This window comes from Acidovorax sp. KNOB132 (genome assembly GCF_057541515.1).
On the sequence record NZ_BAAJYT010000009.1, the window covers coordinates 21,753 to 41,223 of the forward strand.

Below are 19,471 nucleotides of genomic sequence, written 5' to 3' on the forward strand. Positions count from 1 at the left end.
TTCTGGCTCGAATCCGGGGTTTTGAATCGGCGATTATTCAAACAGGCTGGACCGATTATCCGAAGGAGCGATTTTTCGAGGCGAATCCAGCAGGCCCTCGCGCCGGTCAATCACCGCGACGGAGGGCCGCCGAGTCAGCACGATCGTCTGATCGATAAACGGCCGCGCCGATCGCGGGCGCCGGCAGCCCGCAGGGTGCAGCCGACGCGCTGCAATCGGTCCGGCGGCGTTATCTGCTGCAGGTGCCTGCCGTAGCCATTTCAAGCTTCGCCACGGCGGCCTTGCCTTCAGCCTCGGGGATCAGTTCGACGTAGGTCCTCCCAGTGAACGCACCGAACTGCATGTATTGCCGGATGAAGTAGTTTTTGCCTTTCTCGAACATCACCTTCAACTCGTTGGGCGAGAACTCGGAATCCGTGGCAATCACGTGCTCTTGTCCACCGGCAACTTCCGTGTGAAAGAAGACATCCGGACCAGATTCCCCCAGACATTTCCCATCCAGCCAAACATTTCTCGTGACTGCTTTGCCTATAAAACTGTCTCGATAGACATAAAGCCCTGAATGGCCTTCGCTGGGCTGCGAAAATTCCTTTGACTTTGCCGAAGCTTCCCTACTTTCCATCTTCACGGAAGCGCATCCAGTAAACAGAGCGGACACTAAAACAATCAAAGCCAATTTCTTCATGGGTTTCTTATCAACAAAATTCGCAGGGCATGTTCTCGGGCATGCAAACGGTCAAACCACTCATGTGGTTCCGAGGCGGCGAAATCATACATTCAGTTACGTTCTTATTATTCCGACGCATCCGGCGCGTGAATGATTTTGAGCGTCTTGTCGGAAGAAACCTCTTTCAGCCAGGTCCAGACTGCCTGGATGCGTGCCTGGTGCTTGGCCTCCGCCGGCATGCTCATCCAGAAGGTCCGCGTGAATCGGGCTTCTTCGGGCAGCACCCGGGCCAGCACCGGATCGCGGTCGGCCAGAAAGGCCGGGAGCACGGCCAATCCCGCGCCAGCGCGCACCGCTTCGTATTGGGCCGTGATGCTGGTACTGCGAAACGCGAACCGCGCTGGCCGGTGCAGTGCGTCCAGAAACTGCAGTTCCTTGGTGAAGAGCAAATCGTCCACATAGCTCACGAAGGCATGGTGGCGCAGATCGTCCCGGGTCGAGACCAGCGGGCGACGGGCCAGGTACTCGCGCTGGCCGTACAGGTGCAGCGTGTAGTCCGCCAGCTTGGCGACGATGACCGATCCCCGCGCGGGGCGCTCCAGCGAGATGACGATGTCTGCCTCGCGCCGGGACAGGTGCAGCATGCGCGGCAAGGCCAGCAGATCGATGGTGAGGCCGGGGTTCTTCTGCGTGAGCCGTGACAGGTGCGGCGCGAGGATGAGCGTGCCGAAGCCTTCCGTCGCGCCCACGCGCACCACCCCGGACAGGCCCGCCGCGGCATTGGCCGGGGCCGCGCGCTCCAGGCCGAGCACCGCGGTTTCCATGGCCTCGACGGCGGGCAGCAGTTGCCGGCCCGCCTCCGTCAGGCGGTGCCCGCCGGCCTCGCGTGCGAACAGCGGTGCGCCCATCTGCTTTTCCAGCGACTGGATGCGGCGGGCCACCGTGGTGTGCTCCACGCCCGTACGGCGTGCCGCGCCGGCCAGGGTGCCGGAGCGCGCCAGCTCCAGGAAGTAGCGCAGGTTGTCCCATTCCATTCGTGTGAGGCCCTCTCATCCATGTGTTCTTCGTGGGGCGCGTGCTGGCCGGCCAGCCGCAGCCTGTGCAAATTTGCAAATCCAAGGTGCATGCATGCGCCTTGTGCTGGCAATTTCGCACAGCTAGGATGCGCAGGCCACCGGGATTTGCCCGCGGTTGCGGCCCGGGCGCCCTGCCCGGCCGCCCGCTCAGGCCATTGTCCCGGCCCCGCATGACATACACACACAGGAGACAAGACACCATGGACGCATCCATCACCGCTCAAAAGGCCCCACAGGCCGCCCTGGCCCCCACCGTCAAGCTGCTGATCGGCGGCCAGTTCATCGAGTCCCAAACCACCCAGTGGCGCAATGTGGTGAACCCCGCCACGCAGGAAGTGCTGGCGCGCGTGCCCTTTGCCACGCCAGAGGAGATCAACGCCGCCGTCGCCTCGGGCAAGGAAGCCTTCAAGACCTGGAAGAAAACGGCCATCGGCGCCCGGGCGCGCATCTTCCTCAAGTACCAGCAGCTGATCCGCGAGAACATGGCCGAACTGGCCGCGATCCTGACAGCCGAGCAAGGCAAGACGCTGCCCGATGCCGAGGGCGACGTGTTCCGCGGCCTGGAGGTGGTGGAGCACGCCAGCGCCATCGGCAACCTGCAGCTGGGCGAGTTGGCCAACAACGTGGCCGGCGGCGTGGACACCTACACGCTGATGCAGCCGCTGGGCGTGTGCGCGGGCATCACGCCGTTCAATTTCCCCGCCATGATCCCGTTGTGGATGTTCCCCATGGCCATCGCCACGGGCAACACCTTCGTGCTCAAGCCCTCCGAGCAGGACCCGATGGTGACCATGCGCCTGTGCGAGCTGGCGCTGGAGGCCGGCGTGCCCCCGGGCGTGCTGAACGTGGTGCACGGCGGCGAGGACGCGGTGAACGCCATCTGCGACCACCCGGACATCAAGGCGATCAGCTTCGTGGGCAGCACCAAGGTGGGCACGCACGTGTACAACCGCGCCAGCCTGAACGGCAAGCGCGTGCAATGCATGATGGGCGCGAAGAACCACGCCATCGTCATGCCAGACGCCAACAAGGAGCAGACGCTCAACGCCCTGGCGGGCGCCGCCTTCGGCGCTGCGGGCCAGCGCTGCATGGCGCTGTCGGTGGTGGTGCTGGTGGGCGAGGCCCAGCAGTGGATTCCCGACCTCGTCGCCAAGGCCAAGACGCTCAAGGTGAGCGGCGGCACCGACAAGGGCACCGACGTGGGCCCGTTGGTCTCGTGCGCAGCGAAGGACCGGGTGGAACACCTGATCGAGCGCGGCATCGCCGACGGCGCCACGCTGGAACTGGACGGCCGCAAACCGCAGGTGACGGGCTACGAAAAAGGCAACTTCGTCGGCCCCACGGTGTTCAGCGGCGTGAAGCCCGGCATGTCCATCTACGACCAGGAGGTCTTCGGCCCGGTGCTGTGCCTGGGCGCGGCGGCCGACATCGATGAAGCGATCGCCTTCATCAACGACAACCCGAACGGCAACGGCACGGCCATCTTCACGCAGTCGGGCGCGGCAGCGCGCAAGTTCCAGGAAGAGATCGACGTGGGCCAAGTGGGCATCAACGTGCCGATTCCCGTGCCCGTGCCGCTGTTCTCGTTCTCGGGCTCGCGCGCTTCCAAGCTGGGCGACCTGGGGCCGTATGGCAAGCAGGTCGTGCTGTTCTACACGCAGACCAAGACGGTCACGGCGCGCTGGTTCGACGACAGCACGATCTCGCACGGCGTGAACACCACCATCAGCCTGAAGTAGCCCGCTGGCGCGGGAGCGGCCGGCCGGGGCCGCGCGGTGCTACAACGCCAAGGATGCACATTCTCAAGATCACGACGAAACGGTGGGCGGCGCTCGCCTGGGGCGGCGGCGCGGCCTGCGCCCTGCTGTTCAGCGCGGGGGCCCACGCCCAGGCGGGCGCACCCTGCCGACCCGAGGGCACGGTGGCCGAGACCAATGCCTGCGCGGTGCAAACCTACCAGCAGGCGGACACGGCCATTGCGATTCTCTACAGCGACGTGATGCGCGCGCTGTCGGCCCACGAGCGGCCGCAGCTGCGGCAGGAGCAGACCGCCTGGCAGCGCCAGCGCACCATGCTGTGCAAGCAGGGCACCCAGTCCACCGAGGGCCTGCCCGAGTGGCCGCGCCTGTATCACGCCTGCCTGACCGCCGAGACCGAGGCGCGCCGCCAGGGCTTGATGCGCTGGCTGACGCTGGACCATCCCTCCGCCAAGCCGTAACGCATCCGCCACCGTCCACCCCGCCCCGCCCGCAACGAGACAAAGCAGAACAACGAACGACCGCCAGCGAGACCCGACCCATGGACTTTGAACTGACCGAAGAACAGCGCGCCTTCGCCGAGACGGCCCGCGACTTCGCGCGCGCCGAACTGGCGCCGCACGCAGCCCGCTGGGACGCCGAGGGCATCTTCCCGCGCGAGGCGATCACCGCGGCCGGCGCCCTGGGCTTTTGCGGCCTGTACGCCCCCGAGAACGCGGGCGGCCTCGCCCTGCCCCGGCTCGACGCCACCCTGGTGTTCGAGGAAATGGCGGCGGTGGACCCCTCCACCACGGCCTTCATCACCATCCACAACATGGCCACCTGGATGCTCGGCACCTGGGCGACCGATGCCGTGCGCGACCGCTGGGGCCCCCTGCTGGCCAGCGGCGAGAAGCTCGCCTCGTACTGCCTGACCGAGCCCGGCGCGGGCTCGGACGCGGCCTCGCTCAAGACCCGGGCGGAGTTGGCAGGCGCCGAATACGTCATCAACGGCGCCAAGGCGTTCATCAGCGGCGCGGGCAGCACCGACGTGCTGGTGCTGATGGCCCGCACCGGCGACGCCGCATCGGGCGCGGCGGGCATCAGCGCCTTCGCGGTGCCGGCCGATGCGCCGGGCATCCAGTACGGCAAGAAGGAAGAAAAGATGGGCTGGAACAGCCAGCCCACCCGCACCATCAGCTTCGACAACGTGCGCATTCCGGCCGACCACCTGCTGGGGCGCGAGGGCGAGGGCTTCAAGATCGCCATGAAGGGCCTGGACGGCGGGCGCATCAACATCGCCACCTGCTCGGTGGGCGCGGCGCAAGGCGCGCTGGCCCAGGCGCAGCAGTACATGCAAGACCGCAAGCAGTTCGGCAAGCCCATTGCGAGCTTCCAGGCGCTGCAGTTCAAGCTGGCCGACATGGCGACCGAACTGGTGGCCGCGCGCCAGATGGTGCGGCTGGCGGCCTCCAAGCTGGATGCGGGCGCGCGCGATGCCAGCACCTATTGCGCCATGGCCAAGCGCTTCGCCACCGATGCGGGCTTCAACGTGTGCAACGAGGCGCTGCAGCTGCACGGCGGCTACGGCTACATCCGCGAGTACCCGCTGGAGCGCCTGATGCGCGACGCGCGCGTGCACCAGATCCTGGAGGGCACGAACGAGATCATGCGGGTCATCATCGCCCGCCGCATGCTGGAGGGCGACGCGCCCGACGCCATCCGCTGACCGAATTCACTACTAATTTCATAGCAACACGCCCTAGTACTTATTGCGCCAGAGGCCTGTTTCATTCAAAACCAAAGGAGACACTTCCATGAAGATCGCATTCATCGGCCTGGGCAACATGGGCGGCCCCATGGCGCTGAACCTGCACAAGGCGGGGCATGAGGTCCGCGCCTTCGACCTGTCCCAGCCGGCGCGCGACAAGCTGGCCGAAGGCGGCGTGGCCATTGCGGCCGATGCGGCGGCGGCTGTGCAGGGCGCCGAGGTGCTCATCAGCATGCTGCCCGCCAGCCAGCACGTGGAATCGCTGTACCTGGGCAACGGGCAGCAGCCCGGACTGCTGCCGCTGCTGGCGCCCGGCACGCTGGTGATCGACTGCTCCACCATCGCCGCCGCCACCTCGCGCAAGGTGGCCGAGGCCGCCCAGGCGCGCGGCCTGGCGTTCATCGACGCGCCCGTCTCGGGCGGCACCGGCGGCGCCGTGGCCGGCACGCTGACCTTCATGGTGGGGGGCGATGCCGCCGACCTGGAGCGCGCCCGCCCCATCCTGGAAAAGATGGGCGCCAACCTGTTCCACGCCGGCGCCGTGGGCGCGGGTCAGACGGCCAAGATCTGCAACAACATGCTGCTGGGCATCCTGATGGCGGGCACCAGCGAGGCCATCGCCCTGGGCGTGGCAACGGGTTGGATCCGAAGGTGCTGTCCGAGATCATGCGCCGCAGTTCGGGGGGCAACTGGGCCCTGGAAAAGTACAACCCTTACCCCGGCGTCATGGAAACCGCCCCCGCCAGCAAGGGCTACGCGGGCGGCTTCGGCACCGACCTGATGCTCAAGGACCTGGGCCTGGCGCAGGAGAACGCCATGGCCGTGAAGGCCGCCACGCCACTGGGCGGACTGGCGCGCAGCCTGTATGCGGCGCACAGCCTGGCCGGCCAGGGGGCGCTGGATTTCTCCAGCATCATCCAGGCGGTGCAAAAGAAGGGCTGACCCGCAGCGGGTCAGCGCCCAGCCCCCGGGCCTGCCCTCAGCGGCGTGGCCGCAGCACCATGCGGTCGCGCCCGATCTCCACGTCGAAGTGCTGCAGGAAATTCTGGCCCAGCAGCGCGTCCTCGTCATCGTCGCCCGTGTACCCCGTGCCCACGCGCAGGCCGGACACGGCCAGCGAGCGCACGGTGACCGAATCGGCCACTACCACGCGGCCCTGGCGCGTGCCGTTGGCGGTACGGAACTGCGTCGCTTCCCCGCCCGTGAGGCTGGCCTTGCGCGCGACTGCATCGGTCACGCCCACCAGGCTGGCGCCGGTGTCCACCATGAACATGACGGGCTGGCCGTTCACCGTGCCGGCCACGCGAAAGTGCCCGTCTCGGTGCCGGGGGATCACCAGGGCACCCTCCGCCGTCACGCTGGCGCCGCGCGGCTTGAGGTAGTGGTCCATGGCCACGTACAGCACGCCCATCAGTGCGAGCCAGAAGGCCAGGATGCCCCACATGCCCCGACGGGCCAGCGCGCGTGTGCGGCGCTCGCCGGGCACGTGTGCGTCTTCCACGTCGCCACCGCCCCGCGAGACCAGGCGCTGGCGATCTTCGCCATCCGATGCCATTCGTTGTCCTTCCGGAAATGTGCTTGGGGCGAGTATGGCCCAGGCACCGTACGTTGCCGCGCCGCGCCAGGCGCATCGCCGCCGTTGTCCTACGCCTTGCGGGCATGCATGCGGTCATCCTCGGGCCTTCGCCCGCGGCGCCGCCAGGGCACCGCGCGACCACGGTTGCGGCCACTGATCCACCCTTGGCGCCAGGACCGCGCAACGCATCACACGACACACGTCCCTGCCGCTTCCTTCACCATTCTTTTCGTCGATCCCGACGCACCCTTCCCAGGAGAATTCCATGGCCCCTCTTCCTTCCAGCCCATCCCGCGCTTCATTCCAACGCCGCGGCACCCTCGCTGCCAGCACTGCCGCCGTGGCGGCCGCCCTGTTCCTGGCGGGCTGCGCCGGCAGCGCCTCGGACAACTCCCGCTCCGCCGTCGCCAAGACCCCCGTGCCGGGCCTGGAACGCGCCACCGCCACCGCACGCCTGGTCACGCCCGAAGGCGCGCCGGCCGGCAATGCCGTCCTGACCGAAACCGCCGCGGGCGTGGAGGTGGCCATCCAGGTGCAGGGCCTGTCGCCGGGCAAGCACGGCTTTCACATCCATGCCAATGGCGCCTGTTCGCCGGGACCGGACGCCACCACCGGCCAGACCATCGCGTTCGGCGGTGCCGGCGGCCACTTCGACCCCGGCATGGCCAAGAAGCACGGCCATCCCGGCCAGCCCTCGCACGAGGCCCATGCGGGCGAACTGCCCAACATCACCGTGGGCGACGACGGCCGGGGCAGCGTGCGTTTCGTGAACGCCAACGTCTCGCTCACGCCGGGCAAGACCTCGGTGGTGGGCCGCTCACTGGTCGTGCACGAAAAGGAAGACGACTACACCACCAACCCTGCCGGCAATTCCGGCGGCCGGCTGCTGTGCGGCCTGGTCCAGCCCGCACCGGCCAGCACCGTGGTGGGCGACAAGGCCGCGGCTCCCTCCCTGCTGGTCCGTTGATGCGCCGCGCGCGGCGCGCGGTGCCCCAGGCCGCTTTGTGGTGCTGCGCGCTGGCATCTGCCGGGTTCGCACGGGCCCAAAACGTTCCTCCGCAGGACCCGCCAACGGCCACGCTCCCGGCCGTGCAGGTGCCCGGCCAGGCCGAGGCGCAGCGCCGCTTCGATGCCGCGGCCAGCCACACCAGCGTGGCGGTCGATGCGTTTTCCACCCCCAGCCCGCTGGTGAACCTGTCCGAGTTGCTCGCGGCCCAGGCGGGCGTGGTGGCGCTGGACCGGCAGAACTACGCGCAGGACCTGCAGATCGCGGTGCGCGGCTTCGGTGCGCGCTCCACCTTCGGCGTGCGCGGGGTGCGCATCCTGGTGGACGGCATTCCGGCCACCATGCCGGACGGCCAGGGCCAGGCGGCCACGGCGCAACTGCAGTCGGCCTCGCAGGTCGAGGTGCTGCGCGGGCCGCTGGCCCAACTCTACGGCAACGCGGCGGGCGGCGTGCTGCAGGTCACCACCCGGGAGCCGCGCGAAGGCGGCGGTGCCGGCGCGTCGGTGGCGGCGGGCTCGTTCGGGCAGCGGCTGGTGGATGCCTCGCTCGACTTCGGCGACCGCACGCTCGGCGGGCTGGTGGATGTGTCGCACTTCGAGACCGACGGCGCGCGCGACCACAGCGCGGCGCGGCGCACGCACCTCAACGGCAAGCTGGTGGCCCGGCCCGATGCCGACACCCGGATCACCGCGTTGCTCAATCTCTATGACCAGCCCCTGGCGCAGGACCCGCTGGGCCTGACCCGGGCACAGTTCGAGGCCGATCCGCGCCAGGCACCGGCCGTGGCGACGGACTTCGGCACGCGCAAATCCGTGGCGCAAAACCAGTTCGGCGTGGTGCTGGAGCGGCAACTCGGCGCGGCCGACAGCGTTCGGGTGCGCGCCTATGGCGGCACGCGCACGCTCACGCAATTCCTGTCGTTCAGCGGCGCCGCGGCCAGCAGCGCAGGCGGCGTCGTGGACCTGGACCGCGACTACTACGGCCTGGGCATGGCCTGGACGCACACCGTGCGGCGCGCCTCCGGCCTGCCCCTGACCTGGACGCTGGGGCTGGACGCCGACCGCCTGTCCGAGCACCGCCAGGGCCGGGTCAACAACAACGGCACGCCCGGCGCGCTGCGGCGCGACGAGCAGGACCGCGCGGGCAACACCGATTGGTTCGCCCAAGTGGACGCCTGGCTCACACCCACCTGGCGCGCCGTGGCCGGGGTGCGCGCCAGCCGCGTGCGCGCGAGCGTCAACGACCGCTTCATCACCGCCGCCAACCCTGACGACAGCGGCCAGCGCACCTGGCGGCAGACTAGTCCCGTGCTGGGCCTGGTATGGAGTGCCACCGACCAGCTCAACCTGTACGCCAACATCGGCCGAGGCTTCGAGACGCCCACCCTGGCCGAGATGGCCTACAGCACCGGCAACACCGGCCCCAACTACGGCCTGAACGCCTCGCGCAGCCGGCAGATGGAGGTCGGCGCCAAGTGGCAGGGAACGGTGTACCGCATCGACGCGGCCTGGTTCGACGCGCAAAGCCGGGACGAGATCGTGCCGGCGGCCACCGTGAACGGGCGCACCGTGTACCAGAACGCCGACCGGGTGCGCCGGCGCGGGCTGGAGCTGGCGTGGAGCGCCCAGTCCGGTGCCTTCAAGCCGCGCGTGGCCTACACGTACCTCGATGCGTCCTTCGACAGTCCCTACGCCGTGGCGGGCGGCGCCACCGTGCCCTCGGGCAACCGGCTGCCGGGCACGGCGCGCCAGACCGTGCAACTGGCGCTGGACCACGCCCTGTCGCCGGCATGGCAATGGGGCGCGACGCTGGACGTGTCCGGCAAGGTGTACGCCAACGATGTGAACACCGAGGCCGCCGCCGGATTCGCCGTGGCGGGCCTGCGGGCGGGCTATGCCTTTCGCACCGGGGACACGCGCTGGCAGGCCTGGGCGCGGCTGGACAACCTGTTCGACCGCCGCTACGCGGGCTCGCTCATCGTGAACGACGGCAACGGGCGCTTCTTCGAGCCCGCGGCGGGACGGCGCATCATGGTAGGGCTGCGCGCGCAGTTCCTGTAGCCGCCCTGCCCGGGGCGCAGGGCCCGGATCGGCTCAGCCGCCCTCGCACACCAGGCGCTGCTCGCCCAGGCCCGTGGCCCCCAGCCGCATCACGTCGCCCGGCCGCAGAAAGCGCGGTGCGGGCTTCTTGCCCAGCCCCACGCCCGCCGGCGTGCCGGTGAGCACGATGTCGCCCGGCTCCAGCGTCATGAACTGGCTGATGTACGACAGCACCCGGGGCACCCCGAAGATGAAGTTGCGCGTGTTCCCGTCCTGCATGCGCTCGCCGTTCACCTCCAGCCACAGGCCGATGGCGTGCGGGTCGGGCACCTCGTCGGCCGTGACCAGCCAGGGTCCGATGGGCGCGAACGTGTCGTAGGCCTTGCCTTTGTCCCACTGACCGCCGCGCTCCATCTGGTAGCTGCGCTCGGATACGTCGTTGGCCAGCACGTAGCCCGCCACATGCTGCAGCGCCGCGTCTTCGGCCACATGCTGCGCGCGCGTGCCGATCACGATGCCCAGCTCCACCTCCCAGTCGGCCTTCAGCGCGCCGGGCGGGATGCGCACCGGGTCCGTGGGCCCGCTCAGCGCGGTGGTGGCTTTCATGAACAGCACGGGCTCGGCCGGCGCAGCCAGGCCCGCTTCGGCCGCATGGTCGGCATAGTTGAGCCCCACGCACACGATCTTGCCCACGCGCGCCACCGGGCAGCCCAGGCGCTCCGATTCGGGCACCACGGGCAGGCGCGACGTGTCCAGCGCCGCGAGGGCGGCCAGGGTGCGGGGCGACAGCTGGGCGGGGCCGATGTCGGGCAGCAGCATGGACAGGTCCCGGACAATGCCTTGCGCATCGACGAGCCCGGCGCGCTCCGCGCCCGGCTGGCCATATCGGATCAGTTTCAAAGTGTCTCCTACCGGTGGAAGATTCCAGACGCGGAAGCGGGCGGCGGGCGCCCGTCCGAAGCATCACGACCAGTAGTCGATCTCGTCCAGGCTGCGGGCAAATGCCTGCAGGTCAGACACCTGCGGATACTCCACGTAGTACAGGTACTCGTAGCCCACCGCCTGCTGCGCGAGATCGATCCAGCGGCCGCGCTGCGTCGTATCGTAAAGCGTCTGGAGCTTCCCGAGGTCGAAGGCCTCCTTGCCGCTCGATGCGGCCTGCGCCTTGGCGGCCTGCAGCCGCGCCGTCCGCTGCTGCTGTGCACGTTCCCTGAGTTGCCGATGAAAAGCCAGGGCGGCTTCGCCTTTGAGTTGGGTCATCTTCAATCTTGTCCATTCAGCGTGCAGTGGATTCCCAGCGCCTGGGACCACGACAGGCCGGCATATTTCTGCAAGGCTTCGCGAGCGGTCTCGGCGATGGCGGCGGGCATGGCGTGCGTCAGCTGCCTGATCGTCCCGTCGTCGATCACCTGTTCGCCCATGTCGCTGGCGGGCAAGTCGGAGAGCGCCACGATCTCGGCGTATTGGTCCGCGTCGTGGATCGTCAGCTCCCCGTTCGCAACGGTCGCGACAGGCGCCTTCTCTCCCGTCGCCAACGTGCCCATCAGGTGGTAGGTGCCGATCTGCGGCTTCGCCAGGAACTGGTCGATGACGTCCAGGCGATTGCCGCGAACGGCGGAGTAGCCGGCGACGACGGCGGCATAGGGGGGGGCGCGGATCGTCCCCGTCGGGCTTGCGTTGCAGGACACCCAGCAGCGAACGCTCCAGAGGGGTGTCGATGTCGTACATCTCGACCTGGCGGCCGGTGTGCTCGGACAGTGCGATGTAGCTGGCGACTTCGTGCGCTCCGCCCAGCCGTTTGTCGACCAGCATGCTGGCCGGCTTTCCGCTCGCGGTCTTCCTTGTGGCGATCTGGCGTTCCAGCCGGTCGGCGAGCACGCACGACTCCGCGTGCACGTTGGCCGGGGTCAGTCGGGGCTGGCCGTGCGCCTTCCTGAGCCGCGGTTTGAACGCGTCCGGATTGATGCTGCCCCCGCCGCTTTCCTGCAGGGCGTCGGCCAGGGCCGGCACGGCCGATCGGGCCAGCCGGGTCTTTCCGGCAGCCGTATTGCCGCGCAAGGCGAACAGTGTCGGATCGCAGCCCGACCGCTCCACGCATTCCGCGAAGACAGAGGCCTTGCGAAAGGAGTCATCGATCAGCGCATCGTGCAGCTTGCGGCGCTCGGGCTGCCAGTGGGCCGGATCGGCCAGGTAGGCCCATCGCCCGGGCCCGACGGGCGGCAGCGTGCCGACCGCGAACATCTCCACGGAGCCGTTGGCGTATGCGCCATTGGAGGCCGCGGAATGGGTGGTTCGCCTGGCAGACAGGCTTCGCAGTGCCGAGGCCGCGGAACGGACCGGGGACAGGGCCCCGTGGCCTGCGCTGCGAGGGGCTGCCTTCAACTCAGGGGAGCCGCTCTGCGATTTCAGCGTGGAGCCCGCCGGCAGCGGGGGCCCCGATGTCAGTCTGGCGAGGGGATGGCGCGGCACGCGCGCCCGAGCGGCAAGGCGATGAATCATAGGCCCGGCAAGTTAGCGGCAGCCACTCGGCGGTGCCATCCCACGCGCGAAGATCAGGCAGGTTCCGCGAACCCCTGCCCGCCCTCACAGCGCGGGGCCAGGGTGCCACACCAAACTTCGCTCATCGCCAGGGCGGGCATCCGCCATGCGCCGTAATATCGGCCCGAACCACCACCCGCTCCCGGCTCCTTTCCGCCCCGAATCCGCCATGCCCCGTTCACCCGCACCCCCGGCCCCCTCCACGCTGCCGCCTGCAGCGGCCGACCGGCCCCGCCCGGCCCATCTGGCCGACCTGTTCTGGTCGTTCACCCTCCTGGCGCTGCAGGGCTTCGGCGGCGTGCTGGCCGTGGTGCAGCGCGAGCTGGTGGACCGCAAGGGGTGGCTCACCAATGAGGAATTTCTCGAAGACTGGGCCGTGGCGCAGATCCTGCCGGGGCCCAACGTGGTCAACCTCGCCGTGGTGGTCGGCGATCGCTATTTCGGACTGCGTGGCGCCCTGGTGGCACTGGCGGGCATGCTGCTGTTTCCCTTGCTGCTGGTGCTGGCGCTGGCCGTGGTGTATGCGCAGTTTTCCGGCCACCCCGCCGTGAGTGGCGCCTTGCGCGGCATGGGAGCGGTGGCGGCTGGCCTGGTCGGCGGCGTGGCGCTGCGGATGGCGGGGGCATTGCGCACGCACCCGCTGGGCCCGGTGGCCGGGTGGGCCTTCGTGGCCGCGACCTTCGGCACCATGGCGCTGCTGCGCTGGCCGCTGGCCTGGGTGCTGCCCGTGGTGGGCGGCGCGGCATGCGCTGTGACCTGGCGGAAGATCGCCCCATGACGCCGGCCCCCATGCTCGCCCTGCAGCCGGTGGACTGGCTGAATCTGTTCCTCTACTACGCCTCCATCTCGCTGCTGGCAGTGGGTGGGGCCATTGCCGCCGCGCCCGACATGCACCGGTATCTGGTGGAACGGCAGGGCTGGATCACCGACGTGCAGTTCAACGCCTCGGTCGCCATCGCCCAGGCCGCGCCGGGGCCCAACGTGCTCTTCGTCGGCCTGCTGGGCTGGAACGTGGGCCTGAACGCCGGCGGGCCGGGCGCGGCGGGCTGGGCCGCGGCCACGCTGGGCATGGCGCTGAGCCTGGTGGGCATCATGCTGCCCAGCACGGTGCTGACCTGGCTGGCCACGCGCTGGGGCCACCGCAACAGGCACCGGCGCAGCGTGCGCGCCTTCAAGCAGGGGCTGGCGCCCGTGGTGATCGGCCTGCTGCTGGCCACCGCCTGGCTGCTGGGCAGCGTGCACCATGGCGCCGGCACCGACCTGCGCCTGTGGCTGCTGAGTGGCGCGTGCGCGCTGGTGGTATGGCGCACCCGGCTTCACCTGCTGTGGCTGCTGGCGGCGGGTGCGGTGCTGGGGGCGCTGGGCGTGGTATGACCAGGCGCGCCCGTGGATTTAACAGTCCGTGCTGACTCCAGGGGCGTGAAGATTCAGCGGTCGTCTTACCGCGCCGGGTGGCGTATGCCGCAACAATGGCTTTGGCACCTTCGCCATCGGCGTTGGCCGGGCATCCCCGGGCCTGCTGCCGCACCCCGTTTTCTTCGTGGCCCGATTCGCATCGGGCCTGTCTTTTCCGCAATCCAAGGAGTCCCCCATGCAATTTCGCCCCCTCGGCCGTTCGGGCCTGCAGGTTTCGCCACTGTGCTTCGGCGGCAACGTGTTCGGCTGGACGGTGGACGAGCCCACCACGTTCTCGCTGCTCGATGCCTGGGTGGACGCGGGTTTCAATTTCATCGACACCGCCGACGTGTACTCGCGCTGGGCGCCGGGGCACATGGGCGGCGAGTCCGAAGCCATGATCGGCCAGTGGCTCAAGCGCAGCGGCAAGCGCGACCGCATCGTGCTGGCCACCAAGGTGGGCAAGGACATGGGCGGTGGCAAGGTGGGTCTGGGCGGCGACTACATCCGCCGCGCGGTGGACGACTCGCTGCGGCGCCTGCACACCGACGTGATCGACCTCTATCAGTCTCACGATGACGATGCCGGTACCCCGCTGGAGGAAACCCTGGGCACCTACGCCGACCTGATCCGCGAAGGCAAGGTGCGCGCGATCGGCGCCTCCAACCATTCCGCGAAGCGCCTGGCCGAGGCCCTGGACACCAGCGAGCGCCTGGGCGTGCCGCGCTACGAAAGCCTGCAGCCGCTGTACAACCTGTACGACCGCGACGTGTTCGAGAAAGAGCTGCGCCCCCTGTGCCTGGAAAAGGGCGTGGGCGTGATCAACTTCTACGCGCTGGCCGCCGGCTTCCTGACCGGCAAGTACCGCAGCGCGGCGGACGTGGATAAGAGCCCGCGCGGCGCCAAGGTGGTGCAGACCTACCTGAACGACCGGGGCCTGCGCATCCTGGCCGAACTCGACCAGGTGGCCGAGCGCTATGAGGTCACTCCCGGCCAGGTGGCGATCGCGTGGCAGATGGCGCAGCCCGGCATCACCGCGCCCATCGCCAGCGCATCGTCGCTGGACCAACTGCAGGAACTGGTGCAGGCCGCCAGTCTGAAGCTGGATGCGGATGCGCTCGAATCGCTGAGCCAGGCCAGCGCCGAAGCGGCCTGAGGGGCCCCGGAGGCCATCAAGCGGGTTCGCCGACCGCCGCATGGGCGGCGGGCACTCTGCCGCCGCCCTGCCCGCATTCTTCCGCGAAGGCCTGCAATCCCTGCCGATGCGCCACCAGCGCCTGCACGGTCGTGCACAGCAGACCGTGGGCCTGGGCGAACCGCGCCACGTCCGCACCGCGGGCCATGCTGCCATCCGGATTCATCAGCTCGCACAGCACCCCGGCGGGTGCGCGGCCGGCCAGGCGCGCCAGGTCCACGGCCGACTCGGTGTGGCCGGTGCGCTCCAGCACCCCGCCCGGGCGTGCCACCAGCGGAAAGACATGGCCGGGGCTGACGATCTGCGGGGCACCGCCGGGCGCCGGTACCTGCAGGGCGCAGCGGATCGTCTGCACCCGGTCGGCCGCCGACACGCCCGTGCTCACGCCATGGGCCGCCTCGATGGACTGGGTGAAGGCGGTGGCGAACGAGGACCGGTTGACCTCCACCATCGGCCGCAGGCCCAAGGCGCCCGCATGACCGGGCGTGAGGCACAGGCAGACGATGCCGCTGCCCTCGCGGATCATCAGGGCCATGGTGGCTTCGGTGAGGTTGTCGGCCGCGCAGACGAGGTCGGCCTCGTTCTCGCGGTCGGCATCGTCCATGACGAGCACGGGACGGCCCGCGGCAATGGCGGCGATGACCTCGGGCATGGGCGCCAGCTGCACGCCGTGATCGACGGCCACGGCCACAGGCGTGGAAGGGAAAGAGGAAAAGGAAGAAAAAACGGAAACGGCGGTGTTCATGAAACGCTCCTGGAAGGTGAGGAAACGCCTCAAGGCATGCAAGAAGCACCGGCGCACGCCCGAATGGCAGGCGCGCGCAGGCACCAGGGCGCGCATGGCTGCGCGCCCCATCTTCTTTCATCCGGACTGTGACCGTCGGCCCCAGACTGGACGGGCCAGGAACCGTGTTCCTTGGAGCCGCGTCGCACTGGGTCTGCTGACCTCCGCCCATCCCGAAGGACGCATGCGGAGCGCTCGCGGGCTCGCGGCGCGGGGAGACCTCCCGCACCGCCTACCGCCGGTGGGGAATTCCACCCCGCCCTGAAGACCGTGCGATTATCGCGGCGCTGCCGCCGGTGGCGTGTCGCCTGCCGGGCGATCCCGGCCCAGCAGCAGGGGCAAGACTTCAGCCGACGGACCGCGCAGCACCGCATGGGCCGTGCCGTCGAGTTCGCTCGGCGCCGGGTTGACGATGACCACGCGCGCCCCGATGCGCCGGGCCATGTGGGCGAGGCCGGCCGCGGGATACACGGCGCCGGCCGTGCCCACGACCAGCATCAGGTCGCAGGCGCTGACCGCCTCCTCCGCCTGACCGAGGATGTCGATCGGCAACGACTCGCCGAACCACACCACGGCCGGGCGCACGAGATTGCCGCAGGTGGCGCAGCGCGGTGGTGCGCCGGCCTCGGCGTGGGCCATGTCGCAGCAGCCGCGCGGATCGTCCAGCCAGCGGTTGCCGCGCAGCTCGCCATGCAGGCACAGCACGCCCTCGCTGCCGGCCATCTGGTGCAGGCCATCCACGTTCTGCGTGACGAGCGTGAGGCGGCCGGGATGGCGCCGGGCAAAGTCCGCCAGCGCCCGGTGGCCCGCATTGGGCTGCACGCCCTGCAGCAGCGCGCGGCGGTGCTCGTACCACGCCCAGACACCCGCGGGATCGGCGCGAAAGCCGGGCTCGCTGGCCATATCTTCGGGGCGCACCTGCGCCCACAGTCCGGTCTGCGCATCGCGGAATGTGGGCACGCCGGACTCGGCGCTCACGCCCGCGCCGGTCAGCACCACGATGCGCTGCGCTGCGTCGACCCAGGCGATGGCGGTATGCAGGTCGCCCGAGCCGCTCCAGGCGCCTTCAGGATCAGGCTGCGGCAAGCGCGGCATGGCGAAAAGACCGGTTCAAGGCGTACGCTGGCGCAGCGCCTCGTACAGGCACACGCCGCTGGCCACCGACACGTTCAGGCTCTCCACCGCGCCTTTCATGGGGATCGAGACCAGCTCGTCGCAGGTCTTGCGCGTGAGCTGGCGCATGCCGTCGCCCTCCGCGCCCAGCACCAGGGCCACGGGGCCTTTCAGGTCCACCTGGTAGATGGTCTTGGGCGCATCGTCGCTGGTGCCGATGCACCAGATGTTGCGCTCCTTGAGCTCGTTCAGGGTGCGCGCGAGGTTGGTCACCATGAAATACGGCACCGTCTCTGCGGCACCGCTGGCCACCTTGGCCACCGTGGCGTTCAGGCCCACCGCATGGTCCTTGGGCGCGATCACGGCCTGCGCGCCGGCGCCGTCGGCCACCCGCAGGCAGGCGCCCAGGTTGTGCGGATCGGTCACGCCGTCCAGCACCAGCAGCAGGGGCTGGGCGACGCCGGAGGCTTCCAGGTCTTCGAGCAGCTCGTCGAGCGAGGTGGCCAGGGCCACCGGCTCCACCCGCGCCGCCACACCCTGGTGGCCCTGGCTGCCCGCCAGCTTGGCGATGCGCGCGCTGTCGGCTTCGATGAGGCGCGCGCCGGCGGCGTTGGCGCGGTCGAGGAACTGGCGCATGCGGGCATCGCGCCGCGTGGCCTCGTAGTAGATCTCGATGATGGATTGCGGCGCAGTCTTCAGGCGCACGCCGACGGCGTGGAAGCCGAAGAGGACTTTGGGGCTGGACATGCGGGGATTATCCGCGCCACGGGCCGAGCGACCGATTGCTATTTATTTGATAGCAACCAAGGCATGCAATATCCCGGCACAGGGCACAAACGGCCCAAAGCCCCTACGAAAGCCTCAGGCCTCGGACACGCGCCCCGCGTCGATGGTGATGCGCCGCTCGCACTGCGCGGCGATGCCCCGGTCGTGCGTGACGAGCACGAGCGTGGTGCCCTGCTCGCGGTTCAACTCGAACATCAGCCGCATGATGGTCTCGCCCGTGGCGAAGTCCAGGCTGCCGGTGGGCTCGTCGGCCAGCAGCACGGCCGGCTCGACCACGAAGGCCCGCGCCAGCGCCACGCGCTGCTGCTCGCCGCCCGACAGCACCTTGGGGTAGTGCGACAGGCGCTGGCCCAGCCCCACGCGCCCCAGCATGTCGGCTGCGAGCTTGCGTGCGTCGCGGCGGTCGGCCAGCTCCAGCGGCAGCATGACGTTCTCCAGCGCGGTCAGGTTGCCCATGAGCTGGAAGCTCTGGAACACGAAGCCCACTTTCTGCGCGCGCAGCGCGGCGCGGGCATCTTCGTCGATGGCGAACAGGTCCTGCCCATCCAGGCGCACGGTGCCGCGGGTGGGCGTATCGAGCCCCGCGATGATTGACAGCAGCGTGCTCTTGCCCGAGCCCGAGGCGCCCACGATGGCCGCGGTTTCCCTCGCAGCCAGCCGGAAATCGATATCCCGCAGAATGTCGAGGGTGCCGGTCGAGTCCGTCACCGACTTGTGCACGTGCTCCACGGCGATGATGGGGTGGGTGGGCAAGGAAGGAGTTTCCGACATGAAAGGTGCTTTGCTGTGAATCGAAATCTGTTGTACCGGCGTCACTTTATCGCGGCCCTGGCGGCCGGCGCGGCCGCAGGGCTTTGTGCCCCTGCTGCGCTGGCCGCTGCGGCGGCAAGGCCGGTCATCCTGGTGGTGGGCGATTCGCTGAGCGCCGAGTACGGACTGGCCCGCGGCACGGGCTGGGTGGCGCTGCTGGAAAAGAAGCTGGCCGAAGAGAAGATCGACGCCACGGTCGTGAACGCCAGCGTGAGCGGCGACACCACCTCTGGGGGCCGCTCCCGCCTGCCGGCCCTGTTGACCCAGCACCGGCCCAGCCATGTCGTGATCGAGCTGGGCGGCAACGACGCCTTGCGCGGGTTGCCGCTGCAGAACACCGCCGACAACCTGAAGGCCATGGCCCAGGCGGCCAAACAGTCGGGTGCCAAGGTCCTCATCGTGGGGATGCAGGTGCCGCCCAACTACGGCACCGATTACGCGAAACGTTTTGCCGGCACCTTCGCCAGCGTGGCCAAGGACACCCAGTCGGCGCTGGTGCCCTTCCTGCTCAAGGGCGTGGCCGATGCGGCCGACCCGACCGCCATGTTCCAGCCCGACCGCATCCACCCCAAGGCCGAGGCCCACCCGGCCATGCTGGCCAACGTGTGGCCCGAGCTGCGCAAGCTGCTGCGCTGACGGGCGGCGCCCTGGCGGGCCCGGTCGCCGGGCGGAGCGCCTGGACCTGGGCCGGCGGTGCGGCTGCAGCGGGCCGTTAAGAGATCAGGCCGCAGGTGCGTTGCCGTCGGCGGGCGGTGCGCTCTGCTGGCCGTCGTCCTGCGCGGGGCCTTCCCGCGGGTCGTCCTTGCGGTGGGACTTGGCTTGCGCCTTCTCTTCCTTTTTCTTCTTCTTGGCGAGCTCGCGCTGGCGCTTTTCGTATCCGTAGTTGGGTGTTGCCAAGGTAGTACCTTCCTGAATTGAAGCGGTCAATGTAACAGCATGCCCTCAAGGCCCCGGGTCTTCCGGCCACTGCGCCGCACCG

The 19,471-nt window shown here is 69.3% G+C and carries 20 protein-coding genes, 2 pseudogenes and 1 riboswitch; of the genes and pseudogenes, 10 read left to right on the plus strand and 12 right to left on the minus strand.

Annotated elements, in window-relative coordinates; translation table 11 throughout:
* Positions 1-229 precede the first annotated feature (229 nt).
* Together AC27IO_RS02920 and AC27IO_RS02925 are read right to left on the minus strand one after the other, a co-directional pair.
* Positions 230-685 (minus strand): DUF2846 domain-containing protein, encoded by a 456-nt coding sequence (locus AC27IO_RS02920; protein WP_284431181.1) that lies wholly within the window; start codon positions 683-685, stop codon positions 230-232.
* A gap of 107 nt (positions 686-792) precedes the next feature.
* Complete coding sequence (locus tag AC27IO_RS02925; protein WP_284425623.1) at positions 793-1,701, minus strand: LysR family transcriptional regulator; 909 nt, start codon at positions 1,699-1,701, stop codon at positions 793-795.
* 242 nt (positions 1,702-1,943) lie between these two features.
* On the opposite strand from AC27IO_RS02925, the gene AC27IO_RS02930 reads away from it, so the two are divergent.
* From AC27IO_RS02930 to mmsB, 4 genes and pseudogenes are all read left to right on the plus strand, one after another.
* Complete coding sequence (locus AC27IO_RS02930; protein ID WP_498737193.1) at positions 1,944-3,482, plus strand: CoA-acylating methylmalonate-semialdehyde dehydrogenase; 1,539 nt, start codon at positions 1,944-1,946, stop codon at positions 3,480-3,482.
* 53 nt (positions 3,483-3,535) lie between these two features.
* Complete coding sequence (locus AC27IO_RS02935; protein ID WP_284425624.1) at positions 3,536-3,961, plus strand: lysozyme inhibitor LprI family protein; 426 nt, start codon at positions 3,536-3,538, stop codon at positions 3,959-3,961.
* A gap of 80 nt (positions 3,962-4,041) precedes the next feature.
* On the plus strand, positions 4,042-5,208 hold the full coding sequence (locus AC27IO_RS02940) for an acyl-CoA dehydrogenase family protein (protein WP_498737195.1): 1,167 nt from the start codon (positions 4,042-4,044) through the stop codon (positions 5,206-5,208).
* Between the two features lie 88 nt (positions 5,209-5,296).
* A pseudogene (gene mmsB / locus AC27IO_RS02945) lies at positions 5,297-6,192 on the plus strand (3-hydroxyisobutyrate dehydrogenase).
* Positions 6,193-6,229: 37 nt separating this feature from the next.
* Here mmsB and AC27IO_RS02950 read toward each other — a convergent pair.
* Entirely contained in the window at positions 6,230-6,805 is a 576-nt protein-coding gene (locus AC27IO_RS02950; RefSeq protein ID WP_498737197.1) for a retropepsin-like aspartic protease family protein, read from the minus strand.
* A gap of 286 nt (positions 6,806-7,091) precedes the next feature.
* On the opposite strand from AC27IO_RS02950, the gene AC27IO_RS02955 reads away from it, so the two are divergent.
* Both AC27IO_RS02955 and AC27IO_RS02960 read left to right on the plus strand, forming a co-directional pair.
* Positions 7,092-7,793 (plus strand): superoxide dismutase family protein, encoded by a 702-nt coding sequence (locus AC27IO_RS02955; RefSeq protein WP_498737199.1) that lies wholly within the window; start codon positions 7,092-7,094, stop codon positions 7,791-7,793.
* Positions 7,793-9,892, plus strand: coding sequence for a TonB-dependent receptor family protein (locus AC27IO_RS02960; protein ID WP_498737201.1), 2,100 nt, complete (start codon positions 7,793-7,795; stop codon positions 9,890-9,892). The genes AC27IO_RS02955 and AC27IO_RS02960 overlap by 1 nt, the downstream gene beginning before the upstream one ends.
* A gap of 33 nt (positions 9,893-9,925) precedes the next feature.
* Here AC27IO_RS02960 and AC27IO_RS02965 read toward each other — a convergent pair whose 3' ends face one another.
* From AC27IO_RS02965 to AC27IO_RS02980, 4 genes and pseudogenes are all read right to left on the minus strand, one after another.
* Positions 9,926-10,771 carry a fumarylacetoacetate hydrolase family protein gene (locus AC27IO_RS02965; protein WP_487089609.1) on the minus strand — a complete coding sequence of 282 codons (846 nt, stop codon included), beginning with the start codon at positions 10,769-10,771 and terminating at the stop codon, positions 9,926-9,928.
* Between the two features lie 63 nt (positions 10,772-10,834).
* Positions 10,835-11,131, minus strand: a complete 297-nt coding sequence (locus AC27IO_RS02970; protein WP_284431188.1) for a hypothetical protein — start codon at positions 11,129-11,131, stop codon at positions 10,835-10,837.
* Between the two features lie 2 nt (positions 11,132-11,133).
* A complete protein-coding gene (locus tag AC27IO_RS02975) occupies positions 11,134-11,559 on the minus strand; it encodes a hypothetical protein (protein WP_487089612.1) in 426 nt (141 codons plus the stop codon).
* Positions 11,560-11,593: 34 nt separating this feature from the next.
* Positions 11,594-12,370, minus strand: a pseudogene (locus AC27IO_RS02980) (hypothetical protein); the annotation flags it as partial.
* Between the two features lie 208 nt (positions 12,371-12,578).
* On the opposite strand from AC27IO_RS02980, the gene AC27IO_RS02985 reads away from it, so the two are divergent.
* The 3 genes from AC27IO_RS02985 (at position 12,579) to AC27IO_RS02995 (ending at position 14,960) form a co-directional block, all read left to right on the plus strand.
* On the plus strand, positions 12,579-13,187 hold the full coding sequence (locus AC27IO_RS02985; RefSeq protein ID WP_498737203.1) for a chromate transporter: 609 nt from the start codon (positions 12,579-12,581) through the stop codon (positions 13,185-13,187).
* Entirely contained in the window at positions 13,184-13,783 is a 600-nt protein-coding gene (locus tag AC27IO_RS02990; protein ID WP_498737205.1) for a chromate transporter, read from the plus strand. The genes AC27IO_RS02985 and AC27IO_RS02990 overlap by 4 nt, the downstream gene beginning before the upstream one ends.
* 217 nt (positions 13,784-14,000) lie before the next feature.
* Positions 14,001-14,960, plus strand: a complete 960-nt coding sequence (locus AC27IO_RS02995; protein ID WP_498737207.1) for an aldo/keto reductase — start codon at positions 14,001-14,003, stop codon at positions 14,958-14,960.
* A gap of 16 nt (positions 14,961-14,976) precedes the next feature.
* On the opposite strand, the gene ribB is transcribed toward AC27IO_RS02995, so the two are convergent.
* The 4 genes from ribB to AC27IO_RS03015 all read right to left on the minus strand — a co-directional run bounded on the left by ribB (position 14,977) and on the right by AC27IO_RS03015 (position 18,453).
* Positions 14,977-15,651, minus strand: a complete 675-nt coding sequence (gene ribB, locus AC27IO_RS03000; RefSeq protein WP_498737236.1) for a 3,4-dihydroxy-2-butanone-4-phosphate synthase — start codon at positions 15,649-15,651, stop codon at positions 14,977-14,979.
* A gap of 198 nt (positions 15,652-15,849) precedes the next feature.
* Positions 15,850-16,056: riboswitch (FMN riboswitch) on the minus strand.
* A gap of 3 nt (positions 16,057-16,059) precedes the next feature.
* Positions 16,060-16,878, minus strand: a complete 819-nt coding sequence (locus AC27IO_RS03005; protein WP_487089606.1) for an SIR2 family NAD-dependent protein deacylase — start codon at positions 16,876-16,878, stop codon at positions 16,060-16,062.
* Positions 16,879-16,893: 15 nt separating this feature from the next.
* Positions 16,894-17,643, minus strand: a complete 750-nt coding sequence (gene rlmB / locus AC27IO_RS03010) for a 23S rRNA (guanosine(2251)-2'-O)-methyltransferase RlmB (RefSeq protein WP_317354365.1) — start codon at positions 17,641-17,643, stop codon at positions 16,894-16,896.
* 114 nt (positions 17,644-17,757) lie between these two features.
* Complete coding sequence (locus AC27IO_RS03015; RefSeq protein ID WP_272569367.1) at positions 17,758-18,453, minus strand: ABC transporter ATP-binding protein; 696 nt, start codon at positions 18,451-18,453, stop codon at positions 17,758-17,760.
* A 15-nt stretch (positions 18,454-18,468) separates the two neighbouring features.
* Here AC27IO_RS03015 and AC27IO_RS03020 point away from each other — a divergent pair, with 15 nt between their 5' ends.
* The gene (locus AC27IO_RS03020) at positions 18,469-19,128 is read left to right on the plus strand and encodes an arylesterase (protein ID WP_498737210.1); all 660 of its coding nucleotides are present in this window, start codon (positions 18,469-18,471) and stop codon (positions 19,126-19,128) included.
* Between the two features lie 84 nt (positions 19,129-19,212).
* Here the strand turns inward: AC27IO_RS03020 and AC27IO_RS03025 are convergent, their stop codons facing one another.
* A complete protein-coding gene (locus tag AC27IO_RS03025; protein ID WP_284399897.1) occupies positions 19,213-19,389 on the minus strand; it encodes a hypothetical protein in 177 nt (58 codons plus the stop codon).
* Positions 19,390-19,471: the final 82 nt, after the last annotated feature.

Bases quoted from the DNA above. Each gene is read 5' to 3' on its own strand.
- AC27IO_RS02920 (WP_284431181.1), bottom strand. From the start codon at position 685: ATGAAGAAATTGGCTTTGATTGTTTTAGTGTCCGCTCTGTTTACTGGA.
- AC27IO_RS02925 (WP_284425623.1), bottom strand. From the start codon at position 1,701: ATGGAATGGGACAACCTGCGCTACTTCCTGGAGCTGGCGCGCTCCGGC.
- AC27IO_RS02930 (WP_498737193.1), top strand. From the start codon at position 1,944: ATGGACGCATCCATCACCGCTCAAAAGGCCCCACAGGCCGCCCTGGCC.
- AC27IO_RS02935 (WP_284425624.1), top strand. From the start codon at position 3,536: ATGCACATTCTCAAGATCACGACGAAACGGTGGGCGGCGCTCGCCTGG.
- AC27IO_RS02940 (WP_498737195.1), top strand. From the start codon at position 4,042: ATGGACTTTGAACTGACCGAAGAACAGCGCGCCTTCGCCGAGACGGCC.
- AC27IO_RS02950 (WP_498737197.1), bottom strand. From the start codon at position 6,805: ATGGCATCGGATGGCGAAGATCGCCAGCGCCTGGTCTCGCGGGGCGGT.
- AC27IO_RS02955 (WP_498737199.1), top strand. From the start codon at position 7,092: ATGGCCCCTCTTCCTTCCAGCCCATCCCGCGCTTCATTCCAACGCCGC.
- AC27IO_RS02960 (WP_498737201.1), top strand. From the start codon at position 7,793: ATGCGCCGCGCGCGGCGCGCGGTGCCCCAGGCCGCTTTGTGGTGCTGC.
- AC27IO_RS02970 (WP_284431188.1), bottom strand. From the start codon at position 11,131: ATGACCCAACTCAAAGGCGAAGCCGCCCTGGCTTTTCATCGGCAACTC.
- AC27IO_RS02985 (WP_498737203.1), top strand. From the start codon at position 12,579: ATGCCCCGTTCACCCGCACCCCCGGCCCCCTCCACGCTGCCGCCTGCA.
- AC27IO_RS02990 (WP_498737205.1), top strand. From the start codon at position 13,184: ATGACGCCGGCCCCCATGCTCGCCCTGCAGCCGGTGGACTGGCTGAAT.
- AC27IO_RS02995 (WP_498737207.1), top strand. From the start codon at position 14,001: ATGCAATTTCGCCCCCTCGGCCGTTCGGGCCTGCAGGTTTCGCCACTG.
- ribB (WP_498737236.1), bottom strand. From the start codon at position 15,651: ATGCCCGAGGTCATCGCCGCCATTGCCGCGGGCCGTCCCGTGCTCGTC.
- AC27IO_RS03005 (WP_487089606.1), bottom strand. From the start codon at position 16,878: ATGCCGCGCTTGCCGCAGCCTGATCCTGAAGGCGCCTGGAGCGGCTCG.
- rlmB (WP_317354365.1), bottom strand. From the start codon at position 17,643: ATGTCCAGCCCCAAAGTCCTCTTCGGCTTCCACGCCGTCGGCGTGCGC.
- AC27IO_RS03015 (WP_272569367.1), bottom strand. From the start codon at position 18,453: ATGTCGGAAACTCCTTCCTTGCCCACCCACCCCATCATCGCCGTGGAG.